Raw genomic sequence first — 16505 nt, forward strand, 5'->3', positions numbered from 1 at the left:
TTAGTGGGCCACGGCTGCGGCGCCGTGTTCGTCGATGAGGGCACCGGTTTCGAAGCGCTCCAGTGCGAAGGGGGCGTTGAGCTTGTGCGGTGCGCCCGTGGCGATGGTGTGGGCGAAGGTGAGGCCCGCTGCCGGGGTTCCCTTGAAGCCGCCGGTGCCCCAGCCACAGTTGACGAACATGTTCTCCACCGGTGTGACGCCCACAATCGGGGAAGCGTCCAGCGTGGTGTCCACGATGCCGCCCCATGTACGGAGCACGTGTGCCCGGGCGAAGATCGGGAAGAGTTCCACGGCTGCTGCCATCTGCTCCTCGATCACGTGGAAGGAACCACGCTGTCCGTAGCCGTTGTAGGAGTCGACGCCTGCACCCATGACCAGTTCGCCCTTGTGCGCCTGGGAGACGTACACGTGGACGTGGTTGGACATGACCACCGTCGGGTGGACGGGCTCGTGCAGTTCGGAGACCAATGCCTGCAGCGGGTGGGACTGGATCGGGAGCCGGAAGCCTGCCATCTCGGCAAGCACCGAGCTGTGGCCGGCGGCTGCCAAGCCAACCTTTTCCGTGTTGATGGTTCCACGTGTGGTCTTGACGCCGGTCACGCGGTTGCCGTCCTTGATGAAGCCGGTGACTTCACAGTTCTGGATGATGTCCACGCCCAGCTCGTCGCACTTGCGGGCGAAGGCCCACGCAACGTGGTCGTGCTTGGCGATGCCTGCACGCGGCTGGTAGGTGGCGCCCATGACGGGGTAGCGGATGTTGTCGCTCGTGTTCAGGATGGGGCAGAGTTCCTTGACCTGGTCCGGCTCCAACCACTCTGCGTCAACACCGTTGAGGCGGTTGGCGCCGACGCGGCGCATGCTTTCGCGGACATCGCCCAAGGTGTGGGCGAGGTTCATGACGCCTCGCTGGCTGAACAGGAAGTCGTACTCGAGCTCCTCGGGGAGGATTTCCCACAGCTTGAGGGCGTGCTCGTAGATGGCGGCGCTCTCGTCCCAGAGGTAGTTGGAACGGATGATGGTGGTGTTGCGGGCCATGTTGCCGCCGGCCAGCCAGCCCTTTTCCAGGATGGCGATGTTGGTCATGCCGTGGTTTTTGGCCAGGTAATAGGCCGTGGCCAGGCCGTGCCCGCCGCCGCCGACAATCACGGCGTCATACGAGCTCTTGGGGTCCGGGTTGCGCCAGAGGAAGTCAGGGTGTTCGGGGAGGTGGTCGACACTCACTGGGCTGCTCCAATCATTTCTGCTTCGAGTGCGGATGCGGATCCGCTGTTGGAAAGGTGGGGGTAGAGCGGGAACTTGTCCGCCAGCGCGGTCACGCGGCTGCGGAGTTCGACGGCGGTCTGGTCGTCCAGGGTGCCGGTGGCTGCCGAGCCGATCAACGCCGTCGCAATGATGTCTGCGACTTCGGTGAACTCCTCAGCGCCGAAGCCGCGGGCGGCCAGGGCCGGGGTGCCAACGCGGAGTCCGGAGGAAACCATCGGCGGGCGGGGGTCGAACGGGACGGCGTTGCGGTTCACGGTGATGCCGATGCGGTGCAGTGCGTCTTCGCCCTGCTGGCCGTTCAGTTCGGAGTTGCGGAGGTCCACCAGGACCAGGTGCACGTCGGTGCCGCCGCTGACCACGGAGATGCCGGCCTGGGCCACGTCATCCTGCAGGAAGCGCTGTGCCAGGATCTTGGCACCTTCCAGCACGCGGACTTGGCGCTCCTTGAATTCGGGCTCGGACGCGAACTTGAAGGCGACGGCCTTGGCAGCGATCACGTGCTCCAGCGGGCCACCCTGCTGGCCGGGGAAGACTGCGGAGTTGACCTTCTTGGCGATGTCGGCGTCGTTGGTCAGGATCACGCCACCGCGGGGGCCGCCCAAGGTCTTGTGCGTGGTGCTGGTGACAATGTGGGCGTGCGGGACGGGGCTCGGGTGCAGCCCCGTTGCTACCAGGCCGGCGAAGTGGGCCATGTCCACCATGAGGTAGGCGCCCACCAGGTCTGCGATGCGGCGGAATTCAGCGAAGTCCAACTGGCGGGAGTAGGCGGACCAGCCGGCGACGATCAGCTGCGGCTTGTTCTCAACGGCGAGGCGCTCCACCTCGGCCATGTCGATGGTGTGGGTGTCTTCGCGGACGCCGTACGGGACCACGTTGTAGAGCTTGCCGGAGAAGTTGATCCGCATGCCGTGGGTCAGGTGTCCGCCGTGGGCGAGGTTGAGGCCCATGATGGTGTCGCCCGGCGTGATCAGTGCGTGCATTGCAGCAGCGTTGGCCTGTGCGCCGGAGTGCGGCTGGACGTTGGCGTATTCGGCGCCGAAGAGGGACTTCAGGCGGTCAATGGCGAGCTGTTCGATCACATCAACGTGCTCGCAGCCACCGTAGTAGCGCTTGCCCGGGTAACCCTCGGCGTACTTGTTGGTGAGCACCGAGCCCTGGGCCTCCATGACGGCCGTAGGGGCGAAGTTCTCCGAAGCGATCATTTCCAGCGTGGACTGCTGGCGGATGAGTTCCTGGGCGATCGCCTGATCAACCTCCGGGTCCGCCTGGGCGAGCGGGCGGATCAGCGGTTCAACCATGGTGTTCTCCTTTGAAGTACGGGTAGTTGCTGACTGTTAGGCAACTGATATATTAGAACTATTGCCATAGTATGTTGGACATCACATAGTCGTCAACAGGTCTGCGGCAACTTATCCAGCAGGCCGGATTGCGACCATCGGGGAGAAGGCAATGAGTACAGCATTGGAAGCTTTGGAAACAGCTCCGCAGGGCACGTCCCTGGCGGAGAACGCCTACCTGCTCCTGCGCGACAGGCTCATCATGCTGGACATCAAACCGGGCGACCCCATCAACGACGGCCAGATCGCCACCGAGCTCGGCATTGGGCGCACGCCTGTCCGCGAAGCCATCAAGCGGCTTGAAAGTGACCACCTTGTGGTCTCGTATCCCCGCCGCGGCACCTTCGCCACCGGCGTGGACATCACCCAACTCGCGGAAGTCTCCGAGATTCGCGAACTCCTTGAGCCCCTTGCTTCCCGGAAGGCTGCCCGCATGGCCAGCCCCGCAATGCGCTCAGAGCTTCGTGACGTTGCCGCAGCCATCAGGGACCTCGAGGGCAAGGATGCCTCCTCGCAGGAACTCATGCGTTATGACATCCAGGTGCACCGGCTCATCTACAAGGCCTCTGCCAACGCCCACCTCGAAGACGTCCTGATCCGGTACGACAACCTCGCCACCCGCATCTGGTGCCACATGCTCGAGAAGATGCCCTCGGTCTCCGGTCACATCTCCGAGCACGCGGACCTCCTGACGGCCATCGCCGACGGCGACGAAGAACACGCCGCAAGCCTGGCCCTGCACCACGTGGTGAGCTTCGAAGAAACCATCCGCAAGGTCCTCTGACCCTCTCTCACGTACCCCCCCTTTCCGGCAGACGCTCTCTCACGTAACGCCCTTTCCGGCGGATGCTCTCTCACGTAACGCCCTTTCCGGCGGATGCTCTCTCACGTAACGCCCCTTTCCCGCGCACCCTTTCCCCGCTCCAACCTGCTTCGGCCGTCCTCATGCGCGACGTCGGCACCCGCCCGGGTGTCGACGTCGCGCTTTCTTTAGGCAAGTGAGAGAGCGTCCGCGGGAAGGGGCGGTTTGGTGAGAGAGCGTCGGATTTGGTGCAACTGGGTTTTGGTTGTTGCAACAACGGGAATTCTCTCGCAGTCAGCGTTGGCCTCTTCTTCATCCCGCAGGCACCAAGCATTTTCCTATCCAAGGAACCTCTTGACCGTGGCGTCGCTCACACATACTCTGGTGCAACAGCGTTGCGTTGAATGCAACCCCAATGATTTTGGTGGACCCATGAGTAACGAAACATCCTCAGTGGCAGCCCCTACTACCACTTTCAAAGACACGGCCGGCAGGGATACTCGACGGCGAGTCGTCACTGCCAGCTTCATCGGCAACTTCGTCGAATGGTTCGACTACGCCGTCTACGGCTACCTGGCCGGCATCATCTCTACTGTCTTCTTTCCCCAGTCCGATCGTCAGACCGCGCTCCTGGCAACATTCGGCGTCTTCGCGATCTCCTTCTTCGTCCGGCCGCTCGGTGGATTCATCTGGGGCCACATCGGTGACCGGCTCGGCCGGAAGCAGGCCCTGAGCCTTTCGATCCTGTTGATGTCGGTAGCTACGTTCTGCATCGCCCTGATCCCCGGCTACGCCACCATCGGCGTGATGGCCCCGATCCTGCTCCTGCTGGTCAGGGTGGTCCAGGGCTTCTCCGCGGCAGGCGAGTACGCCGGAGCTTCCGCATTCCTGGTGGAGTACGCACCGGCCAATCGGCGCGGACTGTATGCCGCCGTCGTGCCTGCAAGTACCGCAGCGGGACTGCTGCTGGGTTCGTTGCTGGCCGCCCTGCTGAGTTCGGCCATGACTCCAGAGCAGCTCAACGAGTGGGGCTGGCGCCTGCCGTTCCTCCTCGCGGCACCGATGGGCCTGATCGGCCGGTATATCCGGACCAAGCTCGAGGACACCCCTGCCTTCCGGGAGTTGGCCGAACAGGACCATGCCGTCAAGGCGCCCGCGTTCGCGATGTTCCGCCTCTACAAGAAGCAGTTGATCATCGCCACCGGAGCGGTGCTGCTGAACGCCGTCGGCTTCTACGTGATCCTCAGCTACATGCCCACGTACCTGTCCGAAGAGCTTGGCTTCGGTGCCACGGAGTCGTTCCTGGCCACGACCATTGCCTTGGCAAGCTACATCGGGTTCATCTTCCTGACGGGTATTGCGTCGGACAGGTTTGGCCGGAAGAAGATGCTCCTCACCGCGTCCGTACTGTTCGTGCTGCTGACTGTGCCCGCATTCATGCTTCTGGACACGGGGAACTTCCTGGTGATCGTGCTGGTGCAAATCCTGCTGGGCGGCATGTTGACCCTCAACGACGGCACCCTGCCGAGCTTCCTCGCCGAACTGTTCCCCACCAAGGTCCGCTACACCGGCTTCGCCGTCAGCTTCAACCTTTCCAACGCCCTGTTCGGTGGCACCGCCCCGTTCATGGCGACCCTTCTGATCGGCATGACCCACAACCAGTTGGCCCCCGGCTGGTACCTCGTGGCTGCCTCCGTCGTTTCCCTCATCGCAGTCCTCTTTGCCGCAGAAACTTCCAAGAAGCCCCTGCAGCAGGACTGAACCAACACCCATTGAAAGGAACACCCATGACCATCACCCAAGACCAGGCTGTCAACGACGTCGCCGAGCTGGAGCGCCTCAAGGTCCTCAACAACGGCGAAAAGGTTTCCCTGACGTTCTCCGACGCTGAATTCGAACGCCGCCTTGCCGGCCTCCGCAGCATCATGGTGGAAAAGGACCTCGATGCGGTCGTCCTCACCAGCTACCACTCCATCAAGTACTACTCCGACTTCCTCTTCACGTACTTCGGCCGTTCGTACGGGATGGTGGTCACCAAGGATGACACGGTCACCATTACGGCAAATATCGACGCCGGCATGCCTTGGCGCCGCAGCTACGGCGAGAACCTCGTGTACACGGACTGGCGCCGTGACAACTACATCCACGCCATCCAGGAAGTCCTGCGCACCCGCGGCATCAAGCCGCGCCGCATCGGCGTCGAGGATGACTCGTTGCCGCTGGATAACCGCAACAAGATCCAGGCGGCGTTTGCCGACGCGGCGCTGGTTGATGTTGCCCAGGCCGCAATGCGCCAGCGCATGATCAAGTCCGCCGAAGAGATTGCGGTCATCAAGCACGGTGCCCGCATTGGCGACCTTGGTGGTGAAGCCATCCGTAACGCCATCACGGCGCGCATTACGGAGTACGAGGTTGCGCTGATCGGCACCGAAGCCATGGTCCACGAGATCGCACGGACGTTCCCGGACTCGGAGATCCGTGACACCTGGGTGTGGTTCCAGTCCGGCATCAACACGGACGGCGCACACAACTGGGCAACCACCCGGAAGATCCAGGAACACGACATCCTGTCCCTGAATTGCTTCCCTATGACAAGCGGCTACTACACGGCCCTGGAACGCACGCTGTTCTACGGCGAACCCGATGCCCGTTCCCTGGAACTGTGGAACATCAACGTCGCGGTGCACAAGCGCGGCCTGGAACTCATCAAACCCGGTGCCGTCTGTAAGGACATTGCCGCCGAGCTTAATGAGATCTACGTCAGCCACGGCCTCCTGGCGAACCGGACCTTCGGCTACGGCCACTCGTTCGGCGTGCTCAGCCACTACTACGGCCGCGAAGCCGGACTGGAGCTGCGCGAGGACATCGATACCGTGCTGGAGCCGGGCATGGTGGTGTCCATGGAACCGATGATCACGGTCCTGGACGGGCAGCCGGGTGCCGGTGGCTACCGCGAGCACGACATCCTGGTGGTCGGCGAGGACGGTGCGGAGAACATCACGAAGTTCCCGTTCGGTCCCGAATACAACATCATCGGAGCCTAGCGTGACAGGCCGGTGGACACGGTGCACGGTGTCCGCCGGCTGGTCCGGCCCTGGGTGTGCACGTCAGGGCCCAGGCAGGGAAATATAGTGAAACCCATGACTCCCTCGGAATCCAACGACGCTCCAGCCAACGGCGACGGAAAAGGTGCCTCGGTCCTGGTCAACGCCATCGCGGTGCTGAAGAGCTTCAGCGCCGAAGAACCTCTGCTCGGGGTCACCGAAATAGCAGGCCGCATTGGCATGCACAAGAGCACCGTCTCGCGCATCCTCGCCACCTTGGAGCAGGAAGGTTTGGTGGAGCGCGACGTCGATTCCCGCAGGTTCCGCTTGGGGCTGGGGATGATCGCCATGGCTGGCCCTCTCCTGGCGGAACTCGAAGAGCGTCGCGTGGCCTATCCTGTATTGCGCGAGTTGACCGAGCGCACAGGGGAGACCAGCGCACTCATGGTCTGGAACGGCACCGAATCCATGTGCGTGGAGCAGATTCCGAGCCGGCACCAAGTCAAGCACCTTGCTCCGTTGGGGGCCCGGTACAGCGAGGCCCTGAGCTCGTCCGTCCAGGTTTTCCTCGCCGCGGAGGACGCCGAGAGGGTCCGCAATTTGCTCCGCAGCGGTGCGATCACCCTGCCCGGCCTGGACGAAGCAACGGTTGAGGCCTACCTCGTCCGGCTCGAGGAAACGGCGGCCCGTGGCTGGGCTGTCAACTTCGGGGAGACCTCCATCGAGGAGGTCGGGGTTGCCTCGCCGGTTTACGACCACCGCGGGGACATTGTGGCCGCGGTCCTCATTCCTGCCCCCAAGTTCCGGGTCTCCCAAGACACGCTGGCCAGCCTCGGCGAAGCGTGTGCCGCCGCCGCCGACAAGGTCACCACGCGCTTGGGCGGGCGCCCTCCTGCCTAGCGGCTCTACAAACCCCCGCGAGTTGGCAATTGATGACAATCCCGCGCCGCAGCATTGTCATCAACTGCCAACTCGCGGTGAATGATGGGCTTGACCTGACCCAGCTTCCTTCCTAGGGTGTTCTGAGAAAACGTTTTCTTACCCCTGTTTGTCCATTGCCGGAGTGCCGTGTGCGCTCCAGGACTGGGTCACATCGTTGTGCCCGGGAAGGATTATCCATGCAGAAAACACGTAGGAGACAACGACGGCGAGGAGTGGGTGCCGCGGCCTTGGTCGCGACGCTTGGGCTGGCATCTCTGGCAACGGCCACCCCGGGAACCGCGGCGCCGGCACTCACCGCGCCGGTCAATAAACCAGGCGCGTCCGACAGTCCGGCCTGCTCCAGCAGCAGCGTTCAGCTCACGGCTGGCACGGGCAGCGCCCCGCAGAACCTCTGCGTTCCGGCCCAAGCCACGGAGGAGGACAAGACACTCCTCGTCTGGAACAAACCAGGCAGCTATGACGACGTGGTGGATTACCGCGTCTACATGAACGGGCAGCCCGTGGGTACGGCGGAGGAGAATGCCAAGGCCCACTCTCCGGCCCAGGAGTACGTGGATGCTTTCCGGGCCGCCGACAAGGATGGCTTCCATGTGAGGACGGTGGCCCACAACTTCACGGTGACAGGCTTGGCTCCAAAGACCTCCTACGAGTTCACTGTCGCCGCGATCCGGGCGGACGGAACGGAGTCCCCCGCGACTGGCCCGATCACCGTGACCACCGCCCCGGAGCGACACCGGGTCACCATCACGCAGCCTGCGTACAAGGCGGTGGGTGACGGACAAACGCTGAACACGAAGGCAATCCAGAAAGCCATCGATACGTGCCGCACGCCGGGCTGCACCGTAGTGGTCCCGGCCGGTACCTTCAAGACCGGTGCCATCTTCCTGCACTCGGACATGACATTGGAGTTCGAAGATGGTGCCCGGCTGCTCGGGTCCGATGACCCCGCGGACTACCCCTTGGACAAGGGCTACTACCTGTATCCGGTTCCTGACCCGCTGCCCGGCGAGGCCGAATACCGCAACTACCGGAGGCCGCCGTCGCTCATTAACGTCCTCCCGGGAGACAACGGCCGGAGTGCCGACGGGCGAGAGCCGGGATCCGTCGCCAAGAATGTCCGCATCACTGGCCAGGGCGTGGTGGATGGCAACGGGTGGAAACGGACGGCCGAGGGTTCCATCACCGACGAGGCAGGCAATGCACTTCCGCAGTACGTGGCCAGTTCCGCCGGAAAGGTCCTCGACGACGGCGTGCTGGCTGCTGCCCAGTTCCGCAACGCCAAGGAACATCCTGAGTCCCTCACCGGTGCGATCAATCCGCCTGAATCGCCGGACGATTCCGTGTTCTATGGGCAGTACCGTTCAAGCCTTATGACCTTCATGGGTGTCGAGAACCTGTACCTGGAGGGTATTACAGCAGACAATCCGGCTTTCCACGGCGTGATGATCCTCGACAGCGAAAACACCACCGTGAACGCCATGCGGCACACCACGTACAACACCAACAACGGTGACGGTCTGGAATTCGGCGGGACCGGCAATGGCATGGTGCTGAACAATTTCTTCGACACCGGAGATGACCAGGTCAACTTTGCGGCGGGCCAGGGCAAGTACGGAGCCCAAGGGCGCCCGAGCCAGGACGTATGGATCTTCAATAACTACATGCGAATGGGCCACGGCGGCGTAGCGGTGGGTTCCAATACGGCGGCCTGGGTTCAGCGCGTGCTCGCGGAGGACAACGTGATGTACAAAGTGGAGACCGGCGGCCTCCGGATGAAGAGCACTTCCGACATGTCCGGCGGTGGGCGGGACTTCCTGTTCCGGGATACGGCAATGGCGTGCATGGGGAGCAGTGCGTTCATCATGTCGCTCAGCTACAACCAATCGCCGTCAGGGTATGTGGCCGCTGACTCTGCCACATTCAAGAACGTAACTGTCCGGAACGTATCCGTGGACGGCAACAACTCGCCCACCTGTGGAATGGCCGTTTCGGACAGCAAGCCTGTGATCGACATCCAAGCCGGCCCGTCCTTGGGTGAAGGCACGGCGACGCTGAGCGCGTTTACCTTTCAGGACGTCGCCTTCAGGAACGTCAATCCCACCAACATCAAGGGCCTGACGGGCTCCGTGTTTGACGGTGTGACGTTCCAGAGTGTCCGCAATAACTCGAATCCGTGGCGGTTGGACAGCTACTCCACCGGGAACATCTTCACTGATGTGAGCCCCGCGCCCGCCGGGCCGTAGAAGCGGGCCTCATAATGACGCCGAGATGGCATTAGATGACAATCCGCCACGCGAACACTGTCATTAACTGCCAACTCGCGGGCAACAAAGCGGCGGCCGTCCCCGCAAGGGGAGCGGCCGCCGTCGTTGTTAATACGGGACGTGCGTCAAGGGGCCTACATGGTTGCCTTGCGCGACGTCGTCTCGTCCATTGCGTCCCTGCCCAGCCAAACGCCCAAGCCGATCATGGCCACGCCAAGAATGAAGTGCAGCCAGTTGTCAGCGGTGTTGAACGGGATGAAGTTGGCGCCGGTTTCCTGGTTGATGACCAGGCCGTAGATCCAGAGGACCAAGTAAACGGCACCGCCACCCAGGAGGAACAGGCGGGCCATGCGGCCCGTCCTTGCCATGGCCAGACCGGCCGCGCCAAACAGCAAATGGACAATGTTGTGGAGTATGGACACTTGGAAAACTCCAAGCAACATGGCGCCGGAATCATGTCCTGCGAAGGTCATGGCGCCGTAATTGGTGGTGATACCCGGGATGAAGCCCAGGACACCGACCAGCAGAAACACAATGCCAACTCCCATGGCTGTGTTATGGAGCGTTAAACCCATCGCATGGTGGTGTGCTGGGTGCGAAGCGGTGGTCATTAAGTCCTCCCTTTCACGCTGTTTTCCGGCTCTTCTCATGGAGAACCGGCCCGCGGCAAGGGGTGTCGGAAAACCTTGCCGACGCCGCCATAATACTCCTGAAATGCCCCCGATAGCAGGGGATACGGCCAGTTCAGCGCCCGATAGCATGGGTTCATGACTCACGGTCCGAGCGGCGGATTCACCTCGATCTTTCACGATTCCCGTGACCTGACGCCGTTCAGGGAGGGGCGGATCCGCACTCCGGTGAAAGGGCTCACGGACGGTTTGGGCGGTGCCGTTTCGGGAGTCCTGGGTGGTCGCGGCGCTGCCCGGCTTTCCGTTGCCGGCGACGTTCCGCGCCTGAAATTCCTGTCCAGCAGGCAGGCGAGGGCCATGCACGACGCCGTTTTTACGTCGACGGAGCCCGAGCGCCTTCTGGCCCTGGCCCGCGAATTTCCGGGCTGGGCCGGGCTTTGTTATGTGATGGCGGGCCTGCTCGTATACAAACACGGCGGCCACTTGCGCGCGTCGGAACTCCTGCAGCGCGGCTTGGCTACGAGGATCGACGACGACGCCAGCCAGTTCTCGGCCCAGTTCCTTGGGCAGGTGGTCACCCGGGTTGAGGTCGCCGAACGCGTCGAGGTACCGGTTTTGTTCAGCGAGGAATCCGTGTTCCTGGCGTTGTCCCATTCACTGCGGGAAATGGGAATGATGGAGGCTGCGCTGGAAGCGGTGGTGGGTTTGCCGCCGTCGTTGCCTTCTGCCTTGGCCAGGTGCACTTCCGCATTCGCGCTGGAACGGCACCGGGACGTGGTGATCTGGACCAACGGCTTGCTGAACACGGATGACTTGTCCGCTGCGTTGCTGCTCATCCGGGCCCGCTCGCAACGCGCCCGTGGGGACTTTGATTCGGCGCAGTCGGCCCTGAAGGAGGTCCTGAGGCGGAAGAAGACCAGCCTTTCGCTGCGCCAGGATGCACTGACGGACCGCGCGCTGCTCGCCTTGGACCAGGGCCGGATGTCCCTCACTCCGAGATCCCGCCGGCCTGCTCCGCCGGCCGAGTTGGAGACGCTGGAAGTGATCCGCAAGGACGCTGAGATGCGCCGCTTGTGGGAGAACGACTTCAGGCAACTTGGCGGCGAATAGACCCATTGTGCTCGGCCGAATCCGGGCGTAACCTTGTAATCAACCAAGTGGTTGATAAAGCATTTGGTTGATTACGAAAGGCAGTTAGGCTCATGGATCACGAAGCTCTGGACAAAGCGTTCATGGCGCTGGCTGATCCCGTCCGGCGGGACATCGTGGCCCGGCTCTCGCGCGGCGATGCCACCGTCAATGACCTGGCCGAGCCATTCGCAATCAGCAAGCAGGCAGTTTCCAAACATATCCAGGTCCTGGAGCACGCCGGACTGGTGACCCGCTCCCGTGACGCCCAACGAAGGCCGGTCCATCTGGACGCAGCAGCCCTCGAACAGCTGACCGCCTGGATAGACCGATACAGGTTGATCGCCGAGCAGCGCTTCCGTTTGCTCGACGACCTCCTGGCCGACCCCGCCAAAAACACTGGCCCCACAGGGACCGCAGGTAATGGAAAGAAGAACTGACATGAGCAATCCAACAACCATCACGGCCGATGACCGCGTCCCGTTCGTGGACACCATCCGTGAATTCGACGCGCCGGTGAGCGCCGTCTTCAAGGCGCACGTGGATCCGGACCTCCTGGCCAAATGGCTGGGCCCGCGCACCGCCAAGCTGAACGTCACTGAATACAACGCGACAACCGGCGGCAGCTGGCACTACGAAAGCGGCGACGCCAATGCCATGTTCGGCTTCCGCGGGGTGTTCCACAAGGTTGACCCCGAAGCGCTGATCATCATGACCTTTGAGTTCGACGGCGCTCCGGACCAAGTGGGCATCAGCACCACAACCTTCGAGGAAACCGACGGCCGGACCAAGATCGTGGTCCATGAGGTCTACCCTTCCGTGGAGGCCCGCGACATGGCCTTGGCTACGGGCATGAATTACGGCGTGGTGGAAGGCTACGAGCGGCTGGACGAGCTCCTGGCTTCCTGATTTCTCAGGTAAGGAGCGGCAGGACCTGCTCCGAAAGCAGCACCGTACCCAGCCCCACCATGATGATCCCGCTGGCCAGCGTGACCGCCCGTGCCGCGCCGGGCCGCGAAGCCAGCAGTCGCCGCGACGTCAATGCCACCACCGTGTACACGAGCCCGGCCAGCACCACGAAGGTCAGTCCCAGCAATCCGGACTGTACCGGCACCGGCAGGGCGGCCTCCGGGCTGACGAACTGGGGGACCAGCGCCACAAAGAACAGAAGCCCTTTCGGGTTGATGCCGCTGGTTCCCATCCCCGTCAGGAACGTGCGGAGTTGCGTTCCCGAATGCACGACGCCGGCTTCCGCGCTGAAGCTCGCACCCCGCCATGAGCGGATGGTTCCGACGCCGAGCCAGAGCAGGTAGGCGGCGCCGGCGATCGTGAGCCAACCGAGAAGGCCGGGAACTCCGGCGAGGAGGGCCGCGAGTCCCGCGGCCATCAGCAGCGTATGGATCACGTAGCCGCTGCATAGCCCGGCCACGGCAGGTATGAAGCTGCGCTGGCGAAGGCCCGCGGAAATCGAGTACGCCCAATCGACGCCAGGGGTGCAGGCCAAGCTGACCGACACAAGCAGAAAGGCGGAGAAGAGCTGCGGATTCACGGGTTTTCCTTCCGGGGTTGGCGGGTAGGAAAACTCTAGGGAAAATCGATCGAGAAGTGTTCGCTAATTTCGCTCAGAACCGCGTCATGTCGGTAAGATTCTTGCGTGATCGACGGAATAGACAGAAGTATTTTGCGGCACCTCAAGGAGGACGGCCGAATCACTGCCACGGCGCTGGCTTCCAAGGTGGGACTCACCGTGGCTCCGTGCCATCGAAGGCTCCGCGACCTTGAGCAGTCCGGGGTGATCCGGGGGTACCGCGCGGACATCGATCCGGCCGCCGTCGGGCTCGGTTTCGAAGCGATTGTGTTCGTCACCCTGCAGCGCGCGGATCGCGCCACGATGGCAGCCTTCGAGGCCAGGGTGACGGCAAGCAGCAACATCGTGGAGGCCCAACGGCTTTTCGGCTCGCCGGATTATTTGCTCAAGGTCATTGCGGCCGACCTGCCGGCCTATCAACGCTTTTATGACGACGAGCTCGCTGCGTTGCCCGCCGTGGAGCGCCTGACCTCCACATTGGTGATGAAGAACCTGAAGACGAACGTCGGCCCGCCGGTCTAGATCCTGTCCCGGGACGTGAGGCCCGGATCAGGCGGTGGGACTCACATGCACAATGATGACCTGGGTGTCCTTGGAGGCGTCGAAGCGGATGTCGTAGTTCACGCTTAGCCCTGTGCTGGTGCCGGAGGTCAGGGAGTAATCGCTGGTGCCGGTGGAGTCCTTGCCGGCTGAGCTGATCCATCGTTCCGCATCCGCTGCGTCGATGCCGTACTTCTCCACGCCCTCCCTGATCTGGGCGAAAAGGTCCTCGGCGGATTCGGCCGTGAGGAAGTAGGTCACCTCGGTGAAGTCTGCGCGGGCATCCGTGGTCTTGAACCGGATCCGGTCCGTCTGGCCGGTGACCTCTCCGCTGGGTCCGACGATGCTGAGCTGGACCTTCCCGGAACCCTGGGTGTTGATTTCCGGGCCATAGCTGCTGTCGGCCACCCGCACGGCGGACTTTTGGAGGGAGCCGCTGCTCATGTCCAGGCGGGCCCGCCCGTCGGTTTTGATCTGTTCCACGCCGGCTGCATCCAGCGTGGAGAATTCCGAAGTGATCACGGTGCTCCCTTGGGAAGTGGTTGAGGATGGCGTGGGGGTTATCCGGCATCCGCTGATGGCCAAGATTGCCAGGATGACTGCGACGAGGGCTGCCAGCTTGGGTGGCTGGTGCCCTTTTATTGGTGTACGCCGGTTCATTGATGCACCTCGGCGTCGAAGCCATCGAGGAAGCGGTCCATAATGCCCGGGATGTTGTTGGTGGGCCGGTACTGCTCAACCCTCTGGTTGAAGTCCGAGCCCACGATGTCCCGGGCTCCTTGGGGGTCGTTGGCCAGGAGATTCTGGTAGGCGGGCAGGGTGTCCTGCTTGATGAGCGCCCACCGCTGGTCGGCATCCGCAATGTTCCCGTCCGGGAAACCGGTGGTGAAGTCCGTGCGGAACTGCGTTGGATTGTCCCAATTGGTGAAAGGAACGTTCTCCGGACCGGGGCTCTCCACGCTGAACTTGTATGGAAAGACTTCGGGGTAGCTCTTGGCGCCGGGGATGGAGGGTTCGCCCGCCAAAGTGACCATGTACGTGACGGCTTCGCCGCCAGGGTGGTTCCGCATATTCGTGTAGTCGTCGGCAATGATTTCGTTCTGCTCGCGGTAGAGCAGGGCCGTGTTGCCTTCCTTGATTTGGGCGGGGTCACCGGAATCGATCTGGGCCCATGCCTTGGCGGTATCGGGGTCGACCGCGCCGGAGTCCCGCAGCCTGTTGATCTGGTCGATCCCGCCGTGCATGTAAGCCTGGTGTTGCCGGGCCTGATCAAGGAAGATCTCCTTGTTCATGTCCAGCATTGAGGTCTCGTAGAACTTGATCTCGTCGTCCGTCATGTGGGCCAGTTGTTCGATCTGGTCCAACACGGGGATGGGGATGTCCGAGGCCGGGTTGTCGGCGATCTGCCGGGCCAGATCCCGCAACATGGCCATGTCGCGGAACCCGCCGGCAAAGGATGGTCCGATCATGTTGGCCATCCCTGCCCACTGCAGGTCCGGGTTGGACAGGAACGCTTGGCCGTAGAAGTCGTAGACCTTCTTGATGGTTTCCCAGTTGTACTCGGTGCCTTTGCTGGTGTCCCACGTAGAAGGGTCGATGCCCATCTGGCGCATGGCCTGCTGGTTCCAATAGTCGCTAAGGAACTGGGCATACTCCGGCGACTTCTTCTCGATGAGCCCGGAATCAGCCGCGGCGTCCATGGCGGCCTTGGCTTCCTCGGGATGCTCCAGGGCCCATTGCTTGAACTCTGCGCTCTGCAGGTAGGCTGCGCGCTCGTCCGGAGTCAGGCCGTTGAGGAGGTTGGTCAGGTCCTGGTCGCTTCCGCCACCGGGAGCCCCCGCGCCGATGGGGCCGCCCGGGCCGCCGGAGTTGCTCGCGGTTTCCTGCTCCTGTGCGTTCTTGCGGAGGCTCTGCGACGCCGTGAGAATTCCGGACGCCGCGTGCTGCAGGGCCCGTATGTGGGAGCCGTTCCAGTCATGACGGAACCGGTCGGCGTCGGCTCCCCGCCAGGGGCTGCCGGCGATTGATCCGCTGAGCTGTTGTCCCAACTGGGTGAGCCGATCGGCGCTGCGGGCAAGATCCTGGGCCAGTTGCCGCAGTTGGGCGATGTCTGCGCCGTAGAAATTGCCCGCCATGCTTCCCCCAAGGATTGTCCGATGCACCCATCCTAGGCGGGCGCTTCCGAGCCGCCCATGGGGACCTCTGCCCTATGTGCGTAACGTGCGCGGCTAATCCGCACCTTCCCTCAACAGCCCCGTGGTCCTGTAGGGGATGACCTCCCGGAGGAACATGCTGGTGGATGTCCTGACGATTCCCGGGCAGAGCCGAATCTCCTCCGAAACCCGGTACAGATCGTCCGGGCTCCTGGCCACCACGCGGATAATCAGGTCCGTATCGCCGGCGGGTGCATGGCATTCGAGGACTTCGGGGATCTCCCTGAGTGCGGCGATGGCCTCATTGAGGTGGCTCTGGTCCAGTTCGGCGCTGACTGCTGCAGCTACGCCGCGGCCCAGCGCCGTGGGCAAAACACGGCTGCTGTTCGCCCGAAGGGCGCCGGATGCCGTCATGCGTTCCAATCGGGACTGAACGGTCCCGCGGGCAAGGTGAAGCTTCTGCGCCAAGACCATGATGGGAACCCTCGGATCCTCGTCCAAGGCGGCCATGATCCGACGATCGGTTGCGTCAAGTTCCTGCAATGTGACTACTTCCTGCCGATGATTCGTGCTCAGACTGGTCAGATCGACCAATTGAGCCCAAGTCTGTTGCACCAACTGTATGCCCGCTGCTGAAATAGTGGCAACGAAGCAGGACGAGGCCACCGCCGGATCCTGCAGGCACCGGGCCTTCGGAACACCACCCGACCTCCCGCACACGCTTCCCGCAAGGAAGCCGCCGCTGATTGACTCTTGTTCACGCATTGTCATTCCGCACTCGCCCGCCCTGCGGGCAACACACTAAGAGCCCCTGA

Annotated in this window: 16 protein-coding genes; 9 read left to right on the plus strand and 7 right to left on the minus strand. The window is 62.8% G+C overall.

Annotation, left to right across the window (positions count from 1 at the left end; translation table 11 throughout):
* Both ACFVSJ_RS07455 and glyA read right to left on the minus strand, forming a co-directional pair.
* Positions 1–1221, minus strand: a complete 1221-nt coding sequence (locus ACFVSJ_RS07455; protein ID WP_387435548.1) for a sarcosine oxidase subunit beta family protein — start codon at positions 1219–1221, stop codon at positions 1–3.
* Positions 1218–2561 (minus strand): serine hydroxymethyltransferase, encoded by a 1344-nt coding sequence (gene glyA, locus ACFVSJ_RS07460; protein WP_387435550.1) that lies wholly within the window; start codon positions 2559–2561, stop codon positions 1218–1220. Before glyA ends, ACFVSJ_RS07455 begins: the two co-directional genes overlap by 4 nt.
* A gap of 151 nt (positions 2562–2712) precedes the next feature.
* Here glyA and ACFVSJ_RS07465 point away from each other — a divergent pair, with 151 nt between their 5' ends.
* The 5 genes from ACFVSJ_RS07465 (at position 2713) to ACFVSJ_RS07485 (ending at position 9631) form a co-directional block, all read left to right on the plus strand.
* Positions 2713–3384: a GntR family transcriptional regulator gene (locus tag ACFVSJ_RS07465; protein ID WP_387435552.1), complete on the plus strand. Its 672-nt coding sequence runs from the start codon at positions 2713–2715 to the stop codon at positions 3382–3384.
* Between the two features lie 450 nt (positions 3385–3834).
* Positions 3835–5163 (plus strand): MFS transporter, encoded by a 1329-nt coding sequence (locus tag ACFVSJ_RS07470; protein ID WP_387435554.1) that lies wholly within the window; start codon positions 3835–3837, stop codon positions 5161–5163.
* A 26-nt stretch (positions 5164–5189) separates the two neighbouring features.
* Positions 5190–6446 carry an aminopeptidase P family protein gene (locus tag ACFVSJ_RS07475; protein WP_387435556.1) on the plus strand — a complete coding sequence of 419 codons (1257 nt, stop codon included), beginning with the start codon at positions 5190–5192 and terminating at the stop codon, positions 6444–6446.
* A gap of 96 nt (positions 6447–6542) precedes the next feature.
* Positions 6543–7346: an IclR family transcriptional regulator gene (locus tag ACFVSJ_RS07480; protein ID WP_387435558.1), complete on the plus strand. Its 804-nt coding sequence runs from the start codon at positions 6543–6545 to the stop codon at positions 7344–7346.
* A 218-nt stretch (positions 7347–7564) separates the two neighbouring features.
* Positions 7565–9631, plus strand: coding sequence for a glycosyl hydrolase family 28 protein (locus ACFVSJ_RS07485; protein WP_387435560.1), 2067 nt, complete (start codon positions 7565–7567; stop codon positions 9629–9631).
* Between the two features lie 155 nt (positions 9632–9786).
* Here the strand turns inward: ACFVSJ_RS07485 and ACFVSJ_RS07490 are convergent, their stop codons facing one another.
* On the minus strand, positions 9787–10263 hold the full coding sequence (locus ACFVSJ_RS07490; RefSeq protein ID WP_387435562.1) for a DUF4383 domain-containing protein: 477 nt from the start codon (positions 10261–10263) through the stop codon (positions 9787–9789).
* Between the two features lie 156 nt (positions 10264–10419).
* Between ACFVSJ_RS07490 and ACFVSJ_RS07495 the strand changes: the two genes are divergently transcribed.
* The 3 genes from ACFVSJ_RS07495 (at position 10420) to ACFVSJ_RS07505 (ending at position 12318) form a co-directional block, all read left to right on the plus strand.
* The gene (locus tag ACFVSJ_RS07495; RefSeq protein WP_387435564.1) at positions 10420–11391 is read left to right on the plus strand and encodes a hypothetical protein; all 972 of its coding nucleotides are present in this window, start codon (positions 10420–10422) and stop codon (positions 11389–11391) included.
* 92 nt (positions 11392–11483) lie between these two features.
* Complete coding sequence (locus ACFVSJ_RS07500) at positions 11484–11849, plus strand: ArsR/SmtB family transcription factor (RefSeq protein ID WP_387435566.1); 366 nt, start codon at positions 11484–11486, stop codon at positions 11847–11849.
* Position 11850: 1 nt separating this feature from the next.
* The gene (locus ACFVSJ_RS07505) at positions 11851–12318 is read left to right on the plus strand and encodes an SRPBCC family protein (protein WP_387435568.1); all 468 of its coding nucleotides are present in this window, start codon (positions 11851–11853) and stop codon (positions 12316–12318) included.
* 4 nt (positions 12319–12322) lie between these two features.
* On the opposite strand, the gene ACFVSJ_RS07510 is transcribed toward ACFVSJ_RS07505, so the two are convergent.
* Positions 12323–12958, minus strand: coding sequence for a LysE family translocator (locus tag ACFVSJ_RS07510; RefSeq protein ID WP_387435570.1), 636 nt, complete (start codon positions 12956–12958; stop codon positions 12323–12325).
* Positions 12959–13063: 105 nt separating this feature from the next.
* On the opposite strand from ACFVSJ_RS07510, the gene ACFVSJ_RS07515 reads away from it, so the two are divergent.
* Positions 13064–13519 carry an Lrp/AsnC family transcriptional regulator gene (locus ACFVSJ_RS07515; protein ID WP_387435571.1) on the plus strand — a complete coding sequence of 152 codons (456 nt, stop codon included), beginning with the start codon at positions 13064–13066 and terminating at the stop codon, positions 13517–13519.
* A 27-nt stretch (positions 13520–13546) separates the two neighbouring features.
* Here ACFVSJ_RS07515 and ACFVSJ_RS07520 read toward each other — a convergent pair whose 3' ends face one another.
* The 3 genes from ACFVSJ_RS07520 to ACFVSJ_RS07530 all read right to left on the minus strand — a co-directional run bounded on the left by ACFVSJ_RS07520 (position 13547) and on the right by ACFVSJ_RS07530 (position 16233).
* A complete protein-coding gene (locus ACFVSJ_RS07520; RefSeq protein WP_387435573.1) occupies positions 13547–14059 on the minus strand; it encodes a hypothetical protein in 513 nt (170 codons plus the stop codon).
* A gap of 134 nt (positions 14060–14193) precedes the next feature.
* Positions 14194–15672, minus strand: a complete 1479-nt coding sequence (locus ACFVSJ_RS07525; protein ID WP_387435574.1) for a WXG100 family type VII secretion target — start codon at positions 15670–15672, stop codon at positions 14194–14196.
* A 93-nt stretch (positions 15673–15765) separates the two neighbouring features.
* A complete protein-coding gene (locus ACFVSJ_RS07530; protein WP_387435576.1) occupies positions 15766–16233 on the minus strand; it encodes an Lrp/AsnC family transcriptional regulator in 468 nt (155 codons plus the stop codon).
* Positions 16234–16505: the final 272 nt, after the last annotated feature.

The sequence above is a fragment of the Paenarthrobacter sp. NPDC058040 genome (assembly GCF_042885775.1).
Lineage (GTDB): Bacteria > Actinomycetota > Actinomycetes > Actinomycetales > Micrococcaceae > Arthrobacter.